Annotated in this window: 18 protein-coding genes; 4 read left to right on the top strand and 14 right to left on the bottom strand. The window is 70.4% G+C overall.

Annotated elements, in window-relative coordinates; genetic code table 11:
* The 7 genes from GXY85_05390 to GXY85_05360 form a co-directional block, all read right to left on the bottom strand.
* A partial coding sequence (locus tag GXY85_05390) for a hypothetical protein (protein ID NLW50264.1) occupies positions 1-1,161 on the bottom strand: 1,161 nt, incomplete at its 3' end.
* Positions 1,162-1,476: 315 nt separating this feature from the next.
* The gene (locus tag GXY85_05385) at positions 1,477-1,896 is read right to left on the bottom strand and encodes a hypothetical protein (GenBank protein NLW50263.1); all 420 of its coding nucleotides are present in this window, start codon (positions 1,894-1,896) and stop codon (positions 1,477-1,479) included.
* Between the two features lie 177 nt (positions 1,897-2,073).
* On the bottom strand, positions 2,074-2,913 hold the full coding sequence (locus GXY85_05380) for a hypothetical protein (GenBank protein NLW50262.1): 840 nt from the start codon (positions 2,911-2,913) through the stop codon (positions 2,074-2,076).
* A complete protein-coding gene (locus GXY85_05375) occupies positions 2,910-3,275 on the bottom strand; it encodes a hypothetical protein (GenBank protein ID NLW50261.1) in 366 nt (121 codons plus the stop codon). Before GXY85_05375 ends, GXY85_05380 begins: the two co-directional genes overlap by 4 nt.
* Entirely contained in the window at positions 3,268-3,618 is a 351-nt protein-coding gene (locus GXY85_05370) for a hypothetical protein (GenBank protein ID NLW50260.1), read from the bottom strand. Before GXY85_05370 ends, GXY85_05375 begins: the two co-directional genes overlap by 8 nt.
* The gene (locus GXY85_05365) at positions 3,615-5,951 is read right to left on the bottom strand and encodes a hypothetical protein (protein NLW50259.1); all 2,337 of its coding nucleotides are present in this window, start codon (positions 5,949-5,951) and stop codon (positions 3,615-3,617) included. The genes GXY85_05370 and GXY85_05365 overlap by 4 nt, the downstream gene beginning before the upstream one ends.
* 374 nt (positions 5,952-6,325) lie before the next feature.
* Positions 6,326-6,502, bottom strand: a complete 177-nt coding sequence (locus GXY85_05360) for a prepilin peptidase (protein ID NLW50258.1) — start codon at positions 6,500-6,502, stop codon at positions 6,326-6,328.
* Positions 6,503-6,790: 288 nt separating this feature from the next.
* On the opposite strand from GXY85_05360, the gene GXY85_05355 reads away from it, so the two are divergent.
* A complete protein-coding gene (locus tag GXY85_05355; GenBank protein NLW50257.1) occupies positions 6,791-7,183 on the top strand; it encodes a helix-turn-helix transcriptional regulator in 393 nt (130 codons plus the stop codon).
* A gap of 638 nt (positions 7,184-7,821) precedes the next feature.
* Here the strand turns inward: GXY85_05355 and GXY85_05350 are convergent.
* From GXY85_05350 to GXY85_05340, 3 genes are read right to left on the bottom strand one after another with little or no spacing between them, the layout of a single operon-like run.
* Complete coding sequence (locus GXY85_05350) at positions 7,822-8,046, bottom strand: DUF2007 domain-containing protein (GenBank protein NLW50256.1); 225 nt, start codon at positions 8,044-8,046, stop codon at positions 7,822-7,824.
* On the bottom strand, positions 8,033-9,934 hold the full coding sequence (locus GXY85_05345) for a hypothetical protein (GenBank protein NLW50255.1): 1,902 nt from the start codon (positions 9,932-9,934) through the stop codon (positions 8,033-8,035). Before GXY85_05345 ends, GXY85_05350 begins: the two co-directional genes overlap by 14 nt.
* 1 nt (position 9,935) lies before the next feature.
* Complete coding sequence (locus tag GXY85_05340) at positions 9,936-10,334, bottom strand: hypothetical protein (GenBank protein ID NLW50254.1); 399 nt, start codon at positions 10,332-10,334, stop codon at positions 9,936-9,938.
* A gap of 158 nt (positions 10,335-10,492) precedes the next feature.
* Between GXY85_05340 and GXY85_05335 the strand changes: the two genes are divergently transcribed.
* From GXY85_05335 to GXY85_05325, 3 genes are all read left to right on the top strand, one after another.
* Entirely contained in the window at positions 10,493-11,707 is a 1,215-nt protein-coding gene (locus GXY85_05335) for an FAD-dependent oxidoreductase (protein ID NLW50253.1), read from the top strand.
* A 110-nt stretch (positions 11,708-11,817) separates the two neighbouring features.
* Complete coding sequence (locus GXY85_05330; protein ID NLW50252.1) at positions 11,818-12,711, top strand: amidohydrolase family protein; 894 nt, start codon at positions 11,818-11,820, stop codon at positions 12,709-12,711.
* A 34-nt stretch (positions 12,712-12,745) separates the two neighbouring features.
* Entirely contained in the window at positions 12,746-13,690 is a 945-nt protein-coding gene (locus tag GXY85_05325; GenBank protein NLW50251.1) for a hypothetical protein, read from the top strand.
* 21 nt (positions 13,691-13,711) lie between these two features.
* On the opposite strand, the gene GXY85_05320 is transcribed toward GXY85_05325, so the two are convergent.
* The 4 genes from GXY85_05320 to GXY85_05305 are packed head-to-tail and all read right to left on the bottom strand — an operon-like array spanning position 13,712 to position 17,932.
* A complete protein-coding gene (locus GXY85_05320) occupies positions 13,712-14,866 on the bottom strand; it encodes a hypothetical protein (GenBank protein ID NLW50250.1) in 1,155 nt (384 codons plus the stop codon).
* A 45-nt stretch (positions 14,867-14,911) separates the two neighbouring features.
* Positions 14,912-15,922, bottom strand: coding sequence for a hypothetical protein (locus GXY85_05315; GenBank protein ID NLW50249.1), 1,011 nt, complete (start codon positions 15,920-15,922; stop codon positions 14,912-14,914).
* Positions 15,919-17,028 (bottom strand): radical SAM protein, encoded by a 1,110-nt coding sequence (locus GXY85_05310; protein ID NLW50248.1) that lies wholly within the window; start codon positions 17,026-17,028, stop codon positions 15,919-15,921. Before GXY85_05310 ends, GXY85_05315 begins: the two co-directional genes overlap by 4 nt.
* On the bottom strand, positions 17,021-17,932 hold the full coding sequence (locus tag GXY85_05305) for an epoxyqueuosine reductase (protein NLW50247.1): 912 nt from the start codon (positions 17,930-17,932) through the stop codon (positions 17,021-17,023). The genes GXY85_05310 and GXY85_05305 overlap by 8 nt, the downstream gene beginning before the upstream one ends.
* Between the last annotated feature and the right edge of the window lie 215 nt (positions 17,933-18,147).

The following is an 18,147-nucleotide window of genomic DNA, read 5'->3' as shown; positions in this document are numbered from 1 at the left end:
GGCCAGCGTGCCCAGCTGCGAGCGCACGAACCCTGCCAGGTCGGACAGCGCCGCCTTCAGGTTGTCGAACGACCAGTCCCGCGTGGTCAGCCACTCCAGGCTGCGCCGCAGGCCCCGATCCAGCGCAACGGCCACGCGGTCCGACCAGGTCACGATGCCTTGCCAGGTCTCACTCTCGGCAACCTTCAGGAGCCATGCGTTGATCTGCTTGAGCCCTTCAATGAACCGATCATACCAGGGCTTACTGACCGCCTTGCGCAGGGCCTCGACGATGCCTCGATACGTGGACACAACGCCGCTGCCTTCCGTTGCGGCCTGTCCGGCCATGCCACGGAACCGCGTGCGCACCGCGCCCATCAGCGCGTTGACGAACTCCTGCGGGCTGCCCTGGAACATGCCGCCGCCGGCGAAGGTCGCCCCCTGCGCCTGGAGGTCCTTCATCGAGATGAGCGCGCGCCGGGCGCCCTCCATCGCCTCGCCGAACTGCCCGACCTGCGCCCGCTGGAAGATCATGACGATCTCTTCCAAGGGCCTCTGTGCGCCGGCGGCCCAATCCGCCAGATCCCCGAGAAACCGCCTGTAATCCGCCTGAACCGCCGCCAGGCCGACGACGGCCTGTACCATCTGCATCGGCGTGAACGGCGTCTTCAAGCTCAAAGCCTCGGCGTACCGCTCGGCCTCTGCAGCCGCATCACCAAGCAGCCGCCGCAGGACTGCGCGGATATCTGCCAGCTGCATGTTATCCTTGATGCCCTTCACGATCTGCCAGCCGATGGCCGCGCCGATCCCGATGCCGATCACCGCCGCCGTCTTGACCAGGCCGCGCAGGATGTCTGAGACCGTCGAGACCACCGAGCGGAAGACGGAGGCCAGTGTGCTGATCAGCGTACGGAAGGCGGACACGATGCCGCCCACGACTCCCCGCGCCACGCCCACCAGACCCTTGAGCAGGCCCGTGGCGACCTTGACGCCGGCGGCCAGGCCGCCGAAGAGGAAGCCGGTGATCGGGCCGCCCTGGGCCAGGGCCGCCCCCACGCGCCCGCCGCCGATGTTGCCGGCCGTCTTGCCGACGTCGAGCAGGCCGCGCCGGAGCTTGTTCAGGCCGGCGGACGCGGCGTCTCTGAACGATGCCAGGATTGAGAACTTAAACTCTTTGGCCATGATCCTATTCCTTCCACTCTGCTATCTGACGGCGAAGAGCGATTCGCCCCTCGGCACTGACGGCGAAGAGCGATTCGCGCGGGAGGCGGAGGCGCGGGGCCGGTTGTGGTGCCGGCGCCGGCGCCGGCGGCGCCTGTGGCGCCGACACAGCCGGGGGCGGCTGTGCTACAGACGGCGCCGATCTGCGAGCTGCGAGCTGGGCCGCTACGCGCGCCAACACGTCCTCGGCAGAGACATCGGCGCCCGCGCCGATCTCCCGGCGCATCGCCTCCAGGGCGTCCAAACCGATCTGCAGCCGTTGTTCCCGCGTCCTTGTCATTTGGCCCCCGATTCCGTCGAAACAGCCGGGCTCCCGGAGGGGAATTGAGGCTTGAATGAACGCGGCAAGCCGGCCAGGGCGGCGCGGACGGCCTCCAGATCCTGCCGGGCCTGCTTGAGCCACCAGCCGCCGCTGGCCGCCGCGATGCGCCCGTCCGCGATGGCGTCGAACACGAGCCGGCGCGCCGGATCCTCCGCCGCCAGGCGGGCCAGCACCGCGATCTCGTCCAGGAGCTGGCGGTCGTCAACCTTCGGCCCCAAGCCGGCGCGGAAGGCCGCATTGTCGCGCAGCGCCGAGGCCGCGCCCAGGCGGTCGACGGCCTGGCGGATCAGCTCGTTCGGATCGGCCAGGGCGGCGCCCATCAGGGCCGCCAGGTCTTCGAGCACGGCGCGGGTCACTGTCACGGTGTCAGACATGATGTTTCATCCCTCACAGAACCGGAAGGCGGGCGCGGTGAGCCGCGCCCGCTCCCCGGCGGACAGAAAGAGACAATCGATGAGCAGCCCACGCGCCGGTCCGTCTGGATCGCGAAACCCAGGCCGGGCGCTCGATGGCCAATCGATCAGCTGCTTGTGGCCTGTCACGCATCTGACCTATTCCTTAGCGTCCGCATGTTTCCGGGCCGATGCCCGCGCGAAACGGCGGGCCGGGCCGGGCTCGACGGACTCGGTATCGTCGTCCGGATCGGCGCCGCCGTCCAACGGGATCTCCGGCACGCCGGAGGACGGGCGCAACGCCTGGCGCACCGGGGCGGGCTCTTCGCCGGACGCCCGATCTTCCCGAGGCGCGCGGGTCTGCTTGCCGAGGGAGCGCAGCCAGAGCACGGAGCCGGTGTGATGATCGAAGCCGATCTCGAAGGGGTGATCCCGCAGGATGCCTTCCAGATTGCCGACCTCGTGTACGCCCTTCTCGCCAGGCCAGGCCCATGCTTCGTCCGACCGGTGGCCGCCCATGCGGGCGCCGTGGAACCGTGCGCGCATGCCCGACTGTTTCGTCTCCTGACGGGTTCCGTAGCGCTCGACGATGTCGAGCGCCTTCTGCTCCCAGGCCGTCAGGTCCGAGTCGACGTTTCGGACCTCGAAGACTTCGACCCGGCCCAGCCACGACGGGCCGGCAACGCCACGGTCGAACGCATCCTCCAGGTCCTGCGCCAGCACGCACTGGCGGGCGTTGCCGAATTGATCGTATCGCGTCACGGTCGGAAGCACGCGCGTAATGTCCGTGACGGTTGCGCCGCCGCGCCCGCGCGCAAACCACTTGTGATGGATCCACTCGACGGACAGGTAGGTTCCGTTTTCCTCCAGGAAGATCGCCGGCCGCCCGGCCTGGGCCGCGCGGTTTCGTTCGGCGTCTTCAACGCCCTGGCGCTGGCGCGCCTCACGCTCTCGATCCGCGAGGATCTGCCGCCGCCACTCGACTATTCCGGATTTCATAACGTTGCCCTCCCTTCGAAAAGCTCAACTAAGTCGGCAACGCGGGCGACGAACCGCCGCGCGCCGTGGCCCGTGTCCGCCCAGACGCGGACGGCCTGTTTGCTGACCTGAAGGCGCCCGGCCAGCCAGGCCACGGCGCCGTACGGTTCGACATGCAGGGCCGCTGCAAGGGCGCTGCAGCCGTCCTGCACCACCCGTGCGCGGCCGGTTCTCAGGGGCCGGCGCGGGGCCGGCGACGCCTCATGCGGCGAGCCGCGCCGGAACAGCCAATAGGCGTTGTCGCTCGGCGCCGCCTGGCTCGGGTGCGACGTGCCGGCCAGGCGGCCCCCGTGCTGCACGCGCTCGTATAGAAGATCATCCACCGCCGGCCCCCATTCGCTCAATCAGGCGCTGGATCCCCAGCAGGGCCTCGGCCTGGCGCATCGGATTGCCTCGCGTCTGTGCGGCCAGGCGCGCCTGGAGCCGGCGCAGATCCGCCGCCAGGCCGGCCGACGGCCCCCCGTCTTCGGCCGCACCATCCCGACGTCTGCGATATTGCTCCAGGCTGGCGCGCGTCACTCCCGGCTGCCGGCGGCCGTTCGCCATCCGCCGATCCGGGAAGACGCCGCGCCGAAGCGCGCCGCCCTGGAGCAGGTTGAACAGCTGCCGGCGCTTGATGTTCAATTCCGACTGCGCTTCTTCGTATGTGAGCAAGGAGGAGGTCATGCCGGCACTCCTTCCCGTTTCAGTGCCGCCGCCCGCCGGGCGTGCCGCACGACCGGCGGGATGAGGTCGTGTTCCTCCAGGAGGCGCCGCTCCCGATCAGAGAGTGCCGCCCAGGCAGCCGGCCCGGAGAGATCCTGCAGCCGGGCGTGCAGCCCGGCCACGACGGACTTGAGCGCCCCGTCCGTCGAGACCCCCGCCGCGTGGAACGAGATCATCATTTCCAGGTCGCTGACCACGCTCTCCAGAAGTTCCCGGTCGGCCGCCGGCACCGGGGCCGGTTCAGGCGGAGCGACGGGCGCCACGTTTGCGACGGCGGGCGCATCGGCAACGGCATCCGCCGAAGACGCCGCCGAGCCGTCCACCACAGGATCGGCCGCCGGCAGACCCACAACGGGCACGACGCCGATATCCTCAAGCAGCGCATAGCCCGCCCCCGCCGGGTCCAGGCGGTCCCGCAGCACGGGCAGCTCGGCCAGCAGTGGACGGACCCGCGGCGCCGCCCGCCACATGAGCAGCTGCTCGCGGGTTGAGTGCCGGAGCGCCCACGCCAGGCGTTCGACGAACTGCCTGACGCCAACGTCGGCAATGTCATCAAGTTCCCGCATCCGGCCCGCGAGCAAAGCGTCCGACCAGGCCCGCAGTTGCTCCGGCGTCAGGGCGCGGAACTCGGGTTCCGGGAGGGAGTTCCGGCGGATGCTCGCGTCGGCCGCGATGCGGCGCCCGGTGCGTTCCACCCGCTCGGCGGCGGCCACCTGTTCGCGCCGCCGGCGCAGGGCCTCGTTGGCGATCTGCGTCAGCCGGTTGCCAACGAGGCGATGCGCGCCCGTCCAGTCGACCAGGTCGGCGGGCGCCGCGCCCTTGATGTCGATTGCAACTTTTTTGATCATGTCCCGCTGTGCGCGCCGGATGCGCTTCGCCGCGCGGTTCGGTTCGCCCCACAGCCCCATCTGCGCGGGCGGCAGTTCCGGCGCGGCTACGCACTCGCCGGAAGGCAGCCGGACGTAGGCAATCGACGCATCGTCCGGATCGATCCGGACGTCCACCTGCAGCCCGCTGTGGATGGCCACAACGTCCGAGGAATACTCGCGCTCGCCGACCCGGAGCTTTCCCTGTTTGATGGTGACGCGGTGCTGCTGCTGGATGAGGAAGGACACGCATTCCGGGGCGACGCGGGGCCGCTGGCTCTCCGCCAGGATCTCCGCCGGCGGGCGCGTCCGCTCACCGACGGGCCGCTCAGTGTTATAGAAGCGCACCTGCTCCCGCAACACCTTCAGGTATTCATCCAGAGTGAGGAGCCGGCCCTCGCGGATCTCGCGTCTCAGCTTTTCGGGCTTCTGTTCCGGACTGCGCCCGACGTAGCCGGGCAGGGCGTTTTCGAAACGGCGGGAGAATGCACGAAAAGCGGACTCAACCGGTTTTGACCAGCTGGAATAGGGGATGGCGCGGATCGTGTGAACTCCGAGTGCACGGAGCGGCCCCACGTCGATCCGATCATCAAGCGGGCCGATGCCCCGGCGCGTCCCCTCCGGGTTCGAGTAATCGATAGTGTCGCCGGCCAGGCGCCCAGTGCGCGCGTAGGACCACCCATTATCCGTAAGGATCCCGTAGGGCAGGCCCCCGGCGAGGAACGCATCCCGAACCGCCAGGGAGACGACGTCCGAAGTGCCGTTGAAAGAGACCCGCAGCGCAACGATGGCGAGACTTGCGAGCTCAACACCGCACGTCCACACAACGCGGCGCAGCGAACAGCAGTCCTTGCGCCTGGCCTCGGGATGGAGGGGGCAGGGGAGCGAACCGGTCCCGGCCCACCCCTCGCCGGCCCCGTCCGCAACGACGACGACGTGGTCCGGGGTGCGGTCGTCAAAGCACAGCCACATCCCGGGTTCGAGGACTTCGTCCGTGAGGACGCGGCGGATGCGCGGGGCGTGCCGCGTCTCCCAAAACCGCGCGCCCCGGCGGGCGTAATCCCGCACCTGCGGCGGCACTTCGGCGAGGATCCGCCCGATGGTCTTGCAGCTCGGCGCCCGCGCGATCCCCAGCCGCCGGCAGAGCGGAATGACCAGGCGATCCCGGAGCTGGCGCAGGTCGGGCTGCGTTTCCCGGAGGGCGTTGTCGAGGATGGCCAGGCGCAATTCCTCAGGGACCGCCGGATGCGTCCCGCGCGCCTTTTGCCCCCAGCCAGGAACAAGGGAGTTTGGCCCCGCCCGGTCGGCATGGCGGATCAACCGCGCAACGGTTCGGCCGCTCACGCCATATTTGCCCCCGATCCGCTCCCGGACTCGGTTACGTTCCCCGGGGCCGCAGACCTCCAGGGCCTCGCGGGCCTCGGCCACCAGGGCCAGGTTGCGGCCGAACACGTCGGGGATCTGCCCCAAGCCGACGTGCCGCATGCCGGGCAGATCGGCGAGCCCTTCCAGAGTTGTGGGCACGCCGGCGGGCGCTTCGGCCGCCCGCCTGGCCGGCGGCCCGCCCGTCGTGGGCACGGGCAGGCCACGGGCCTCCGCGTAGGCGCGCTGAGCCCCGGCCGAGAGGGCGTCGACGCGCAGGCCGACGACGGCGCGGCCGTTGCTGCGCTTTGCCGGGAGCTGGACGCGGGCGGGATGGCCCGCCGGGAACCGCGCGCGCAGCGCGCGTTCCGTAACGCCCTCATGTTGCGCTGCCTGTTCCATAGCAATGATGGCACCCGACTGGAGCAACGTCATTGCCGTCAGTCCTCCGTCAGTTTGATGTTGTCCCAACCGAGGTACGTCCCACAGTGAGGGCAGCGACTCAGCCCGAGCCCGACCCGGCCCAGGCAGTACCCGCAGTGGAAAACCCGGACCTTCCGTACCTCGACACGCGGCTCTGACTCCTCAACTCGCACAGACTCCTTACACTTCGCCATGACGACCTCCCATGCTGAGAATTAAAGAGACGGCCCGGCGCAACTCTCCGAGGACCTTCTCGCTACACCGGGCGGTGCCGTTCAGGACGCGCCCGGTGTACGACTCGTGTCTCCCGAAGACCCGCGCCACCTCCCTGTAGGAAACGCGCGCGATAGCCAAAGCGGCCCGCATATCGGCCGGCGTTTCCAGCTTGCGAACTGCAGTTCTGCGCGTCATAATGAACCTCACTTAGGCGGCACAGGTAAGATTACACTATTCATGGATCCCATGTCAATAGACAATCCTTCATGGAAACCACCCCGCGTGATCGGCTGCAGCATCTGCTGGACAAGTTCGGGTTAACGCAGAGCGCTCTTGCCGAGAGGATAGGCTGCGTGCCGCAGACTATCAGCAACGTCATAAGGGAGCGCAGCGCGCTGTCCCGGCAGCTTGCCGCGCAGATCGCCGACGCCCTGGGCATCAGCGCCGCGTGGCTGCTCTTCGGCGAAGGGGAGCTGGAGCCGACCACCACAACCACGACGGAAGCGCCGCCGCCCTCGGACGATGCCTTGATCTTCGACCCGCGATGCTGGGCATGCGGCGGGAAGGTGAGCTGGGGAGCTGCACAATGCCCGCGTTGCGATTCCTATCTGGACTGGCCACGGTCGCTGGGCGGGTTCTATGTGGCACGTCGGGAGTGAGGGAGCCGGGTTTTAGCCGGCGGAAACCGGGCGAGAGGCCGTTTCGGCGCTTGACACACGCCGACGCAACGGGTAACATGAGGGTGACTGGAGCGGTTGCGAGCCGCGAGGCGAGCGACACGTGAGCGCCGGCGATTGGCACCCGCCGGCGCTCGTCATTTGTGGGGGCGGCGCGCCGGCCAGGCGGGCGGCGGCAAGGGCGCGCGGGCGTGGGGCGGGCTACTATACGGGAATGGCACGTTAGGAATCATTCTCACACGCGGCCGCTGCACGATCCTGCTTCCGCAAACTCCTTCCGGAAACTCCCTTTGCGCGGGCCGTGCACGCGCGGTGCAAGGGGCGTGCACGGGGCGTAAATGGGCCGTGGCACGCCAGATAGGCGAACTTGCCGCGCACTTGCCACGCACTTGCCAGAGTGCCGGGTTGGGACAACCCCCCAAAACCCCGCGAGAGGCGCTCTGGTGCCCGTATATGGCCTCCAGAGAGTTTCCGGAAGTTGGGACACCCCTCTCGTCCGTTTCCAGTCAAGAAGGAACGGGCACGACGGAACGTGCCCCTCCAACGGCGCGAGGCGCCGTCGTCCGTGCCGGTCCGTGTCTGTCCGTGTGTCCCTGTCGTCTCTGAAACGGACGGGCTCCCTACGCAAAACCCAGTTCGTCCAGCACCCGCCCGGCGCGTTCGACGTCGCAAGGCCTCACCTGGAAGCTCACGACCGCCATGCCGTCGATGGGCAGGACGCCGGACAGGACCTCGTTGTCGCAGAGGAACGGAATGCCCTCGTTCTGCAGGGCCATCTTCAGGACGGCCACCCGCCCCTGCATGTCCGTCTCATACACGGTGACCAGTTCCTCATCCTGCGGCATCGGCGTCGCCCTCCCCGTCTTCGACCTGGTAGTGCAGGACCATGCGGGTCCTGACGTCTTCGATGATCAGCGCGCCGGGCTGCCGGCGGAAGTTCCCGTCTTCGTCGCGCGGCAGGTGCTGGAGCGCCCACGGGAGGACGTCGTCAAACAGGATATCCTTCTCGACGGCGTGGCACCAGACCTCGCCGTCCAGTTCCGGGTCGAGGTCGGCCGTCCGCGCCGGCAGTTCGTAGGATTCGCCCTGCCGGACGTGGGCCGCGAACGGCTCGCACTCCGCGCCGTCGGCGCCCAGCGCGAGTTCCAGGTCGGCGCTGCGCCGCAGCCGGAGGCCGTCCCTCGGCACCTTCACCACCTCCAGCCTGGTGAAGCGGATGCGCCGGGCCTTCGGCTGTGCACACAGGCGCCCGGCCTCGGCCGTGCGCGTGGTCACCATGGGGACCATGTGGCCGGTCCACGTCTCGAAACGCCGCCCCTCGCGCCCGATGCAGGCGCTCTCGCGTTCGCTGTAGACGAACACCATGCCGAAGGGGCGCACGTGGCCGAAGGCGCGCACGCCGCGTTCCACGAAGGTGCGCCAGGTGCCGGGCCCCAGGAAGAAGCACTCCCGGCCGTTCTCCCCCCGGATCGGGACGACGGTCGGCGAGTGATTATGCCCCGCAACCATGAAGCGCACGGCGTCGCCCAGGCCGTCTTCACGCGCGGCCAGGCGGGGCGCCGTCGCCTGGGAGCCCCGGCCGCCCACCATCCGGGCAATCGCCCGGATCAGGGGGTAGACGCTCCAGCCGGGCGCCAGGCTCAGGAGCGAGCCGATCGCGGAGATCAGGCCGCCGCCGAAGACCCAGCCCAGGCCCAGCCGCGCGGCCTCGTAGCCGACCAGCAGGTTGGAGCGCGCCGAGGCGAATACGTCGCGAATCGCCGGCAGCAGCCAGCGGGCCTCGTCCCGGCCGCCGGCGTCCTTGCTGGCCAGCAGGTAGGCGCCCAGCGCTTCGAGCGGCCGCACGTCGTCGAACTCCACCAGCTTGCGGTACAGCTCCCGGCACCGGTCGCCGGCGGCCTGCCGGAGCAGGCAGGCGTTGTGGACGCGGAAGGCGAGGGCGAGCCGGGTGGCGATGTCGATCGTCACGTAGTCGCCGAAGCTGGGCGTGCGGTACTCGGGCGCCTGCGCGGTGAAGCCGCCCCCGGCGGCGATCCTCAGAGGGAAGTTGGTCTTGTCGTACTCGTGCCCGTGCCGCACGCGCGCATGGTAGCGGTCGTCGTCGTGGTCCAGCTCGGCGTCCAGGCGATGCGGAAACGGCTCCTGTCCCTCGCCCATGCCCAGGCAGCGGCGGACGGCCCGGCGGGTCGACGGCCAGTAGTCCACCAGGCGGTCGTGGTTGCCCGGGACGTAGTGCACCTGGACGGGGATCGGGCGGTCGTCCGCACCGGCGAAGCGCCATTCGGGCTCCTCCCCGGAGGTCCGCTCGGCGGCGTCTTCCGAGAAGCGATACGTGCCGTGCTCCACCAGGGTCCGCAGGTCGCGGAAGAACCGGTCGTTCTCGGCGACGACGTCGGCCAGGATCGCCTCCACCGTCCGGCGCAGCGCGTCCCAGGCCGGGTTGTCGTCGCGCTGTCTCTCCGGCCAGACGTAGGGCCGGACGAGCCGGTGCCCGGTCCGGAACCAGCGCGGGCTGCGGTGGACCTCGAAGACGTCGCCCGCCAGCACCAGGTGGACGCGGCGGGCATGGCAGCGTCGGGCGCGCTGGTGGAGCATGTGCACGAACCGGCGCAGCGCCCGCACGTGCACGTTCCGTTCGTCGACCATCCGGTGGACGACGCCGGCCTCGTCGCGGTAGCGGATCCCGTCCTCGGCCGTGTGCTGCATGTGCAGGTCGCCGATGACCGCAAGCATGCTACCGCTCCCCCGCCGACGGAGCGGCGCGGCCGGCCAGCGCGGCGCTGTAGAAGGCAAGCAGGCGCCCGCGGTAGCGCGGGTCGCGGCGCATGAAGGCGTCCGTGTGCTCCCCGTCCGGTATGGTCACGAGTTCCTTCGGCTCCCCGGCGGCCGGCACGAACCAGCCTGACAGAGTCGGGCCGCCGGAATCGCCGAAGGCGCCCTCCTCGAACGCCGGCCCCGCGGCCCAGGACGTGCCGTAGACCTCGCTGGTGGGATGGTAGATCATGTGATTTGTGCACCCGAAGCGCAGCACGGCGACCAGCCCAAGCAGGACGGCCGGAAGCCACCTCGCCCGCCGGCGCCGGCGCGGCCCATCCGACCCCGGCTGCGCAATGCCTTCCGCGCCTTCGTCCATGCGCACAGCCTTCTCTCGTGACCGCCGCGAAGGTCCCCTGTTCGGGAGCATAGTACGCCAGCCGCAGCCCGAAGGCAACCGGAGCCCGGCCGGACGGTTGACGAACGGGTGTGCGCACCGGTATGACATAGTGCTCGGTTGAGGAAGGGGCCGATCCGATGGCTGCGTTCCACAAGCGGTATGACGTCCTGGTCGCCGGGGGCGGAGTGGCCGGCGTGGCGGCGGCGCTGGCCGCGGCGCGCATGGGTCTGTCGACAGCCCTGGTGGAGAAGACCGTGCTGCCGGGCGGGCTGGCCACGGGCGGCCAGATCATCGTCTACCTGCCGCTGTGCGACGGCGCGGGCACACAGGTCACGTTCGGCCTTGCCGAGGAACTCCTGCACGCCGCCCTCAAGTACGGCCCGGGCGACATCCCCCAGGGCTGGCGCCGCCCGCAGCCGAAGAGCGGCCACCACAGGCTCAGCGCCCCATTCTGCGCGGCCTCCTTCGTGCTGGCCCTCGATGAGCTGATCGAGCGAGCGGGCGTCGACGTGTGGTACGACACCCTGATCTGCGGCAGCGTCGTGGACGGCGACCGGCTGACGGCCATCGAGGTCGAGAACAAGAGCGGGCGCGGGCGACTGCAGGCACGGTGCTTCGTCGATGCCACCGGCGACGCCGACGTGGCGTTCCATGCCGGCGCCCCCTGCATCGAACAGGACAACCGGCTCAGCCTGTGGGCCGTCGAGGCCTCGGTGGACGCCGCCCGCCGGGCGGTCGAAAGCGGCAGCGGCGAACCGCTGAACCGCGGCGTGCGCGTCGGAGCCACCAACCGGGTGGAGGGCCACCCGGAGGGCCTGCGCACGCTGTTCGGCACGCGCGGGCGCGACGTAACCGATTTCGTGCGGGAGGGCCGCCGCCTGCTGCGCGAGCACTACGCCCGGCGCCAGGCCGAGGCGGGGCGCCGGAACGTCTACCCCATCGCCCTGCCGACGATGGCCCAGTTCCGCACCACCCGGCGCATCGACGGCCTGGCCACACTCTCCGACGGCATGTTCGCGCACTGCTTCGACGACTCGGTCGGGCTCGTGGCGAACTGGTGGCGGGCGGCCGAGGTCTGGCAGGTGCCCTACCGGACGCTGCTGCCCCGCAAGGTGCGCGGCCTGCTGGCGGCGGGGCGCTGCATCAGCGCCGCCGGCGAGGCATGGGAGGTCATGCGCGTCATCCAGGCCGCCGCCCACACGGGCGAGATCGCCGGGGTGGCCGCCGCGCTGGCCGTGCGCGGCGACACGACCCCGGACGCGCTCGACGTGGCCCGACTGCGCGCCGAGCTGGCCCCGCGCGGCGTCCGTTTCGCCCGCGAAGACGGCCCGGCGCGATCCTGCGGCGGATAGCGCGGCCACCCCGGCTGCGTGCGGCTTGACAGGCGAGGCGGCGGACCGTAGAGTCGCACCGTAACGCAGGGCCCCGACGGGCCGGGCTCCAATTGCCGGGAGGCTTCGCAATGACACGCCGCATCATCGACGCACACAACCACCCGAACTGGATCGGGATGGACACCGACGCCCTGGTGCGCGACATGGACGAGAAGGGCATCGAGAAGACATGGCTCCTCTCGTGGGAGCTGCCGCAGGCCGAATACGACGCCGAGCCCTACTACTACAAGCACATGGACCCGCGCGGAGGCGTCGTGCCGCTCTGGATGATCGTCGAAGGCCTGAAGGCCTACCCGGACCGCTTCCTCGGCGGCTGGGCGCCCGACTTCCGCGACCGTCACGCCCGCGCGAAGCTCTACCAGGCCGTCAAGATGCACCGCATCCGCGTCTACGGCGAGCTGAAGATGCGATGCCGCTACGACGAGCCGGACGGCATCGCGATGTACCGCTACTGCGGCGAACTCGGCCTGCCGGTGCTCTTCCACCTGGAATGCCCGGAGTACACGCTCATGGCCGAGTCGAAGGCGCCCGAGAGCTGGCCGTTCTGGTACGGCGGCGGCTTCGAGGTCGTCGAGACCATGTGCCGACTCTGCCCGGACACGCGGTTCATCGGGCACGCCATGGGCTTCTGGCGCGAGATCAGCGGGGACGCCTCCGAGGACATGGAGCGTTACCCGAAGACGCCCGTCACGCCCGGCGGGCGCCTGATCGACCTGATGCGCAGGTACCCCAACCTGAACGGCGACCTCTCCGCCAGCGCCGTCATCGCGTGCAACCGCGACCTGAACGTCACCCGCGAGTTCTTCATCGAGTTCCAGGACCGCCTGGTGTTCGGCCGCGACGACTTCGGCCGTGCACAGGCGGACTTGCTGGAGAGACTCGATCTCAGCGAGGACATCCTGGAGAAGATCTACCACGGCAATGCCGAGCGGCTCACGCAGAACGCCGGCCGGGCGCTCTGAACCGGCCGCCCGCCAGAACACGGAGGACCGAACGATGGACGCCTGGATCGACGGCCGGTTCGTCCCGCAGGATCAGGCCACCGTGCCCCTGCTCTCGCACGGCTTCAGCCGGGGGGTGGCCGTCTTCGAGGTCGCCGACGTGCCCGTGAACGAACGGGGGCCGGCGGTCTTCCGGCTGGACGCGCACCTGGACCGGTTCTTCGAGAGTTGCCGTCTGCTGCACATGCCCGTGCGCATCGGACGGGACGAACTGAAGGCGGCCGTGCTCGGCACGGTGGCACACAACGGCCTCTACCCCTGCGCCGTGAAGTTCTTCGCCTACGGCCCGGAGGTCGAGTTCAACCTGATCCCCGCGCGGCCGCGGGTCAGCGTGGCCGTCTTCTGCTACCAGTCGCACGAGGAGCGCCGCTCGGGCGCGCCCGTGGCGCCGGTCGCCGCCGGCACGGCCGGCGTGCACAAGCTCAGCCCCCGCACGGCGGCCGTGCACGCCAAAGCGAGCGGCAACTACGTGAACGCCTACCTGGCCGCGTGGGAAGCCCGCGAGAACGGCTACGAGGAGGCCCTGCTGCTCGACGAGTCCGGCTTCGTTTGCGAAGGCCCCCTGGCCAACGTCTTCTTCGCGTCCGCCGGCCGCGCCGTCACCCCGCCGCTGGAGAAGGTCCTCGGCGGCATCACGCGCGACAGCGTCATCCGCATCCTCCGCGACCTGGACGTCGACGTCGCCGAGGCGGACATCACGCTGGAGGACGCCGTCGGCGCGGACGAGGGCTTCTACACCGGCAGCACGGCGCGCATCGTGCCGATCCGCAGCATCGACGGCCAGCCGCTCGCCGGTGAATGCCCCGGCCCCGTGACGGCACGCATCCACAAGGCCCTCAACGACGCCTACGCCGGCCGCTCGCCCGGCTACGAGCACTGGCTCAGCTACGTCGACGGGGCCTCGGGCCCGCAAGGCGCCCCGGGCGTCCCCAGTGAATAGCCCCGGCCGCCACACCCCGCATCAGCCGAACGTCGCGCGCATGCGGTCGCAGTAGCAGCGCACGAGGTCCCATTCGGCGTCGGGCGCGATGCGGTGGTCGATGCACGGGATGTAGCCGCCGAGGTCCACCAGCGGCTTGAGGCGCTCGATCTCGGCGTCGACGGCGGCGCGGTCGCGGGCGAACACCTTCTTGTCCACCCCGCCCACACCGAGCAGGCCGGGGCCGTACTGCGCGCGCCACGGCGCGATGGAGGCGCCCCAGGTGCCGACCTCGATCGGGAACATCGTGTTGACGCCGTTCTCGAGCCAGATCGGCACCAGGTCGTCGATCCTGCCGTCGCAGTCGAGCGAGACGACGTCGATGCCGTGGCGGCCGAGCAGGTCGGTGATGCGCCGGTAGTGCGGGCCGACCTTGGCGCGGAAGACGTCCGGGCGGATGAGCGGGCCGCTCTTGAAGCAGATGTCCTCCCAGAAGTGCCCGTAGTCGAACCGGGCCCCCGCCGCCAGCACGTACTCGACGTTGCGATACACGAGGTCGGCCACCGTCTGGATCATCTCGTCCAGCAGCGGCTCGTCGTCGACCAGCAGATAGCAGGAGCCTTCGAGCCCCAGGATGTCGCGGATGTGGCCGTAGAGGCTGCCACAATGCAGGCCGTAGGGGTAGTCGCGATCGCCGCAGCGGAGGAACTCCAGCCCGCCCTCGCCCCACGGCAGCATGCGGTCGCCGACGCGCACGCGGGCTGTCGTCACGCGCTCCTCGCACCATTGGTAGCGCCACCTGTAGTGCTCCTCCCACGAGGCGCGGTCCTTGAGCAGGTGGTCGACCTCGGCGGGGATTCCGGTGGAGCCGGGCCGCTCCCAGACGACGGCGCCGTGGGCGTCGCGCACGTGCCGGGAGCCGTCGGGGAAGGACCGAACGACCTCGCGCTCGAACGCCGGCCGATGCTGGGCGCTCGGGGCGAACAGGCAGTTCCAGTCGAAGTCGAACCCCAGCCGGCCGGAGACGGCGGCGTCGGTCGGGTTGCCGTCGGCCCAGGCGCGCGCCTCCTCCTGCGTGACGTGCCCCTCCTGCGCCCACTTCGCCAGCGTCTCGGTCCAGTAGCCGAAGTGGACGAGGGGCAGCCGGTCGCGCGGCCGATAGTGGAGCACGGCCATTGCGCGCTCGCGGTTCGTCAGGGGCTCGCGGCCCCGCGCATTCCCGTCGGACACCCCAGGCACCTCCTACTCGTAGCGATAGCCGACGGCGTACCAGGCGTCCAGCCCGACCAGGATCACGACGACCGCGAACGGGCCCCAGGCCGACGGCTCCATCACGGCGAGGCGCGCGAAGACGAGCACCGGCAGCGCGCGGAAGAGGGCGAGCGTCAACGCGAGGTAGATCGGCGGCAACTCGCGCACAAGGTCGGATGCGGCCTCGCCGCGCGCGCGCACCCGATGCACGTACCGGCCGGCCAGCAACACCACCAGGCCGGCCGTGGACGCGGCGGCCGTCCGCCACGCAGGCAACGCCAGGGCGACGAACGCCGCCGTGCCGACCAGCCAGAACGCCGTGAGCCATGCCAGGCGCCGGAGCAGGCGGCGCGCCCGCCCGTGCCCGACGGCGACGGCGTGCGTACCGGCACCGGTCGTGCGGTCGGCCTCGTAGTCGATCACCTGGTGGAAGTGCAGGTTCACCCACTTGTCCAGGAACACGGCCGGCACGAGCACGGCCGGGACGGCAAGGCCCGGCCGCAGCCACGTCCAGGGCAGGACGGCGTAGGCGACAGCGGAGGCACCGGCGTAGGCGAGCGGCCCGCCCAGGCTGCGGTCCTTCAGCCGCACGGGGCGGACCGAATAGGCGATTCCCAGCAGGACGGCCCCACCGTAGGCGGCCGGCACGCTCCAGTGCCCGGCCGCGGTCGTGACCAGGGCACCGGCCGCGACCATGGCCGCCACGACGGCCCAGCCGATGGAGCGGGGCAGCATGCGAATCCAGCGGCGCTTCCCCGCCGCCGCGTCCTCTGCGCTGTCGGTCAGGTCGTTGGCCAGAGTGGCCGACTGCGACCAGCAGCCGATGGCCAGGAGCATCAGCAGGCACGCCCGGCCCAGTGGAGCGCCCTCGGCCGTCGAGCCCAGCGAGGCCGCCATCCCGAGCGGCAGGGAGGCGTGCACCACCTTGACGATCCCGCGCCGGCCGAACAGCGTCTCCCGGACGCCCTCCCGCCCGATGGCCAGCGGTTGCGAGCCCGTCATGACGCCGAACCCGCCCGCACCGCGGCCGTTCGGGCCTTCCAGACGGGGCAGGACTCGTCCTGCCCGTCCAACCGGCCGGTCAGGGCAAGGGCCGCCGCCCGGCAGCCGCCGCCGCACTCCGCCACGTTCGGGCACGCGGCGCAGATGCCGTGGTCCTGCGGGCTCCGCAGCATCCGACACAACGGCGAATCGCCGAAGGCGTCCGAGAGGCCGTCTCGGCGCACGTTGCCGACGCACGCCGCGGGCCCGTCCAGGCAGACGCAGGGCGAGAGGTCGCCGTTCGGCTGGACCGTCAGGCGGTCGCGCCCGGCCATGCAGCCGCGGTGCAGCACCCTGACCCTCTTGGCCAGGCGCTTCATGGCGGGATGGTAGGGCGCCCAGGGGATGTAGGTCTCGACGAGCCAGCGCGTGGGAAGGCCCACGAAGTGGTCGAGCGCCGGCTCCAGGATGGACAGCACGTCGGCGTCCTGCGGCCACGCGCCGTCGGCCCGGCCGGTGTGGACGGGGCAGTGCACGGTGACGGTGGCCCAGCCCTCGGCCAGCGCCCTGTCCAGAAGGCCCGGGATGCCCGCCAGCGTCTTGGGGCCCAGGCGCACCGACACGGTCGTATGGAACCCATGTTCCTGCACGCGCCGCACGCCCGCCAGCGCGACGGCCAGCGCGCCGGGTTCGGTCCCGTGCAGTTCGCCGTACAGCGCCGGATCGAGCGTGTCGAGGCTGACCTGGAAGGACTTCGTCAGCGTCTCGCCGCGCAGCCGGTCCAGCAGCTCATCGCTCAGGAGGCTGCCGTTGGAGGCGATGCGCGCGGTCATGCCCCGTTCCGCCATGTGCGCGAGGATCTCCACCATGTCCGGGCGCATGAAGGGCTCGCCGCCGGACATGATGATGTCGCCGATGCCGGCGTCGTGGGCGGCCTCGACCAGGGCAAACGCCTCGGCGGTCGAGAGTTCGTCGGGGTGGCGTTCGCCCGCCGTGCTGAAACAGATGGCGCAACGGTAGTTGCAGGCGTACGTCACGTTCCAGAAGAGGCATCCGAGCGGTGCCGGCGCCATCCATGACCGCTCGGACGCATGGCCTTCCAGGAGCTTCAGCTTCACGTCAAGCATGCGTGGTCTGTTCCCCGCAAGACGCCGGAGGAATGCAATTCTCGCACGGCACACCGCACTGGCAGAGCGCGCACCCGAGGGAGTATCCGGCGGACGTCACACCGCCCTTGGTGACCGGCGCCGCCAGCATCCGGAGCGTGCCGGTGTACTCGGCCATGCACTCGCGCTGAACGGTCAGCCGCATCCGGTTGCACTTCGCCTTGTCCAGCCCGTCGCCCGAGATCGCGCCGACCGGACAGCGCCGGATGCACGCGCCGCAGCTCCGGCCTCCGTCGGCCAGACAGGGCGCGCGGTGATCGGTGTACGGCCGCGGAGTCACCTCGATCGGGGCGTCAGTCACGACGCTGCCCAACCGCACGTTCGCGCCGACGGGCGTGATGAGCGCGTTGCTCAGCCCGAACCGGCCCAGCCCCGCCGCATGGGCGACGTGGCGCTCGGACCACGACGAGCTGAACGTATGCTCGGCCGACCGGAAGGCATCGTAGCCGGCCGTCAGGAGCGGCGCCACCGCCAGCCGGCCGCGGGCACGCAGCGCCTGGGCGATCTCGCGTCGGAGCCTGTAGTTCAGCGCTCCGCCGTTGTTGCGCGCCAGCGAATAGAGCCGCGACGGCCGCTCTCCGCAACGGTTGGAGCGCCGAACCTCCTCGGTGAACGGCAGCGCCCAGGCGATCACGCGCACCGGCCCGCCCCGGGTTCCCAGCAGACTGCGCGGCATCAGATGCCGCTCGCTGACCACGTCCCGGAAGCGTGCGAACAGGGGATCGTCGCCGTCGGCGACGCCCACGATCGGGGCGTCGTAAATGGGCCGGCCGCCGTAGTCCTCCAGCCGGTTCTCAGGCGCCTCAAGCACCGCCCGCGATACGGCGTCCCGGACCCACGCAGGCCAGTCAACCGTGTCTCCCATCGTACCCGCCGCGCCGGAGGCCCGCGAACCCACGCCCGTTTGGGCGTATACGTTAGGTGAAAGACCGCAGCGGCGTCAAGGTACGACCTCACGTTGTCAACCGCAGATAGAAATGTCCGCTATACACGGCAGATAGAAATGTCCGGTTGTTGCCGCAGCTATAAATGTGCGGGCATGTTCTGGTAGCCTTGGCGCCAGGGGTGGTCCGGCGCTGG

It is taken from the genome of Candidatus Brocadiaceae bacterium (assembly GCA_012728835.1).
Classification (GTDB): domain Bacteria; phylum Planctomycetota; class Brocadiia; order SM23-32; family SM23-32; genus JAAYEJ01.
Note: the sequence above shows the minus strand (reverse complement) of the source record. Positions and strands in the feature narration are given on the sequence as shown.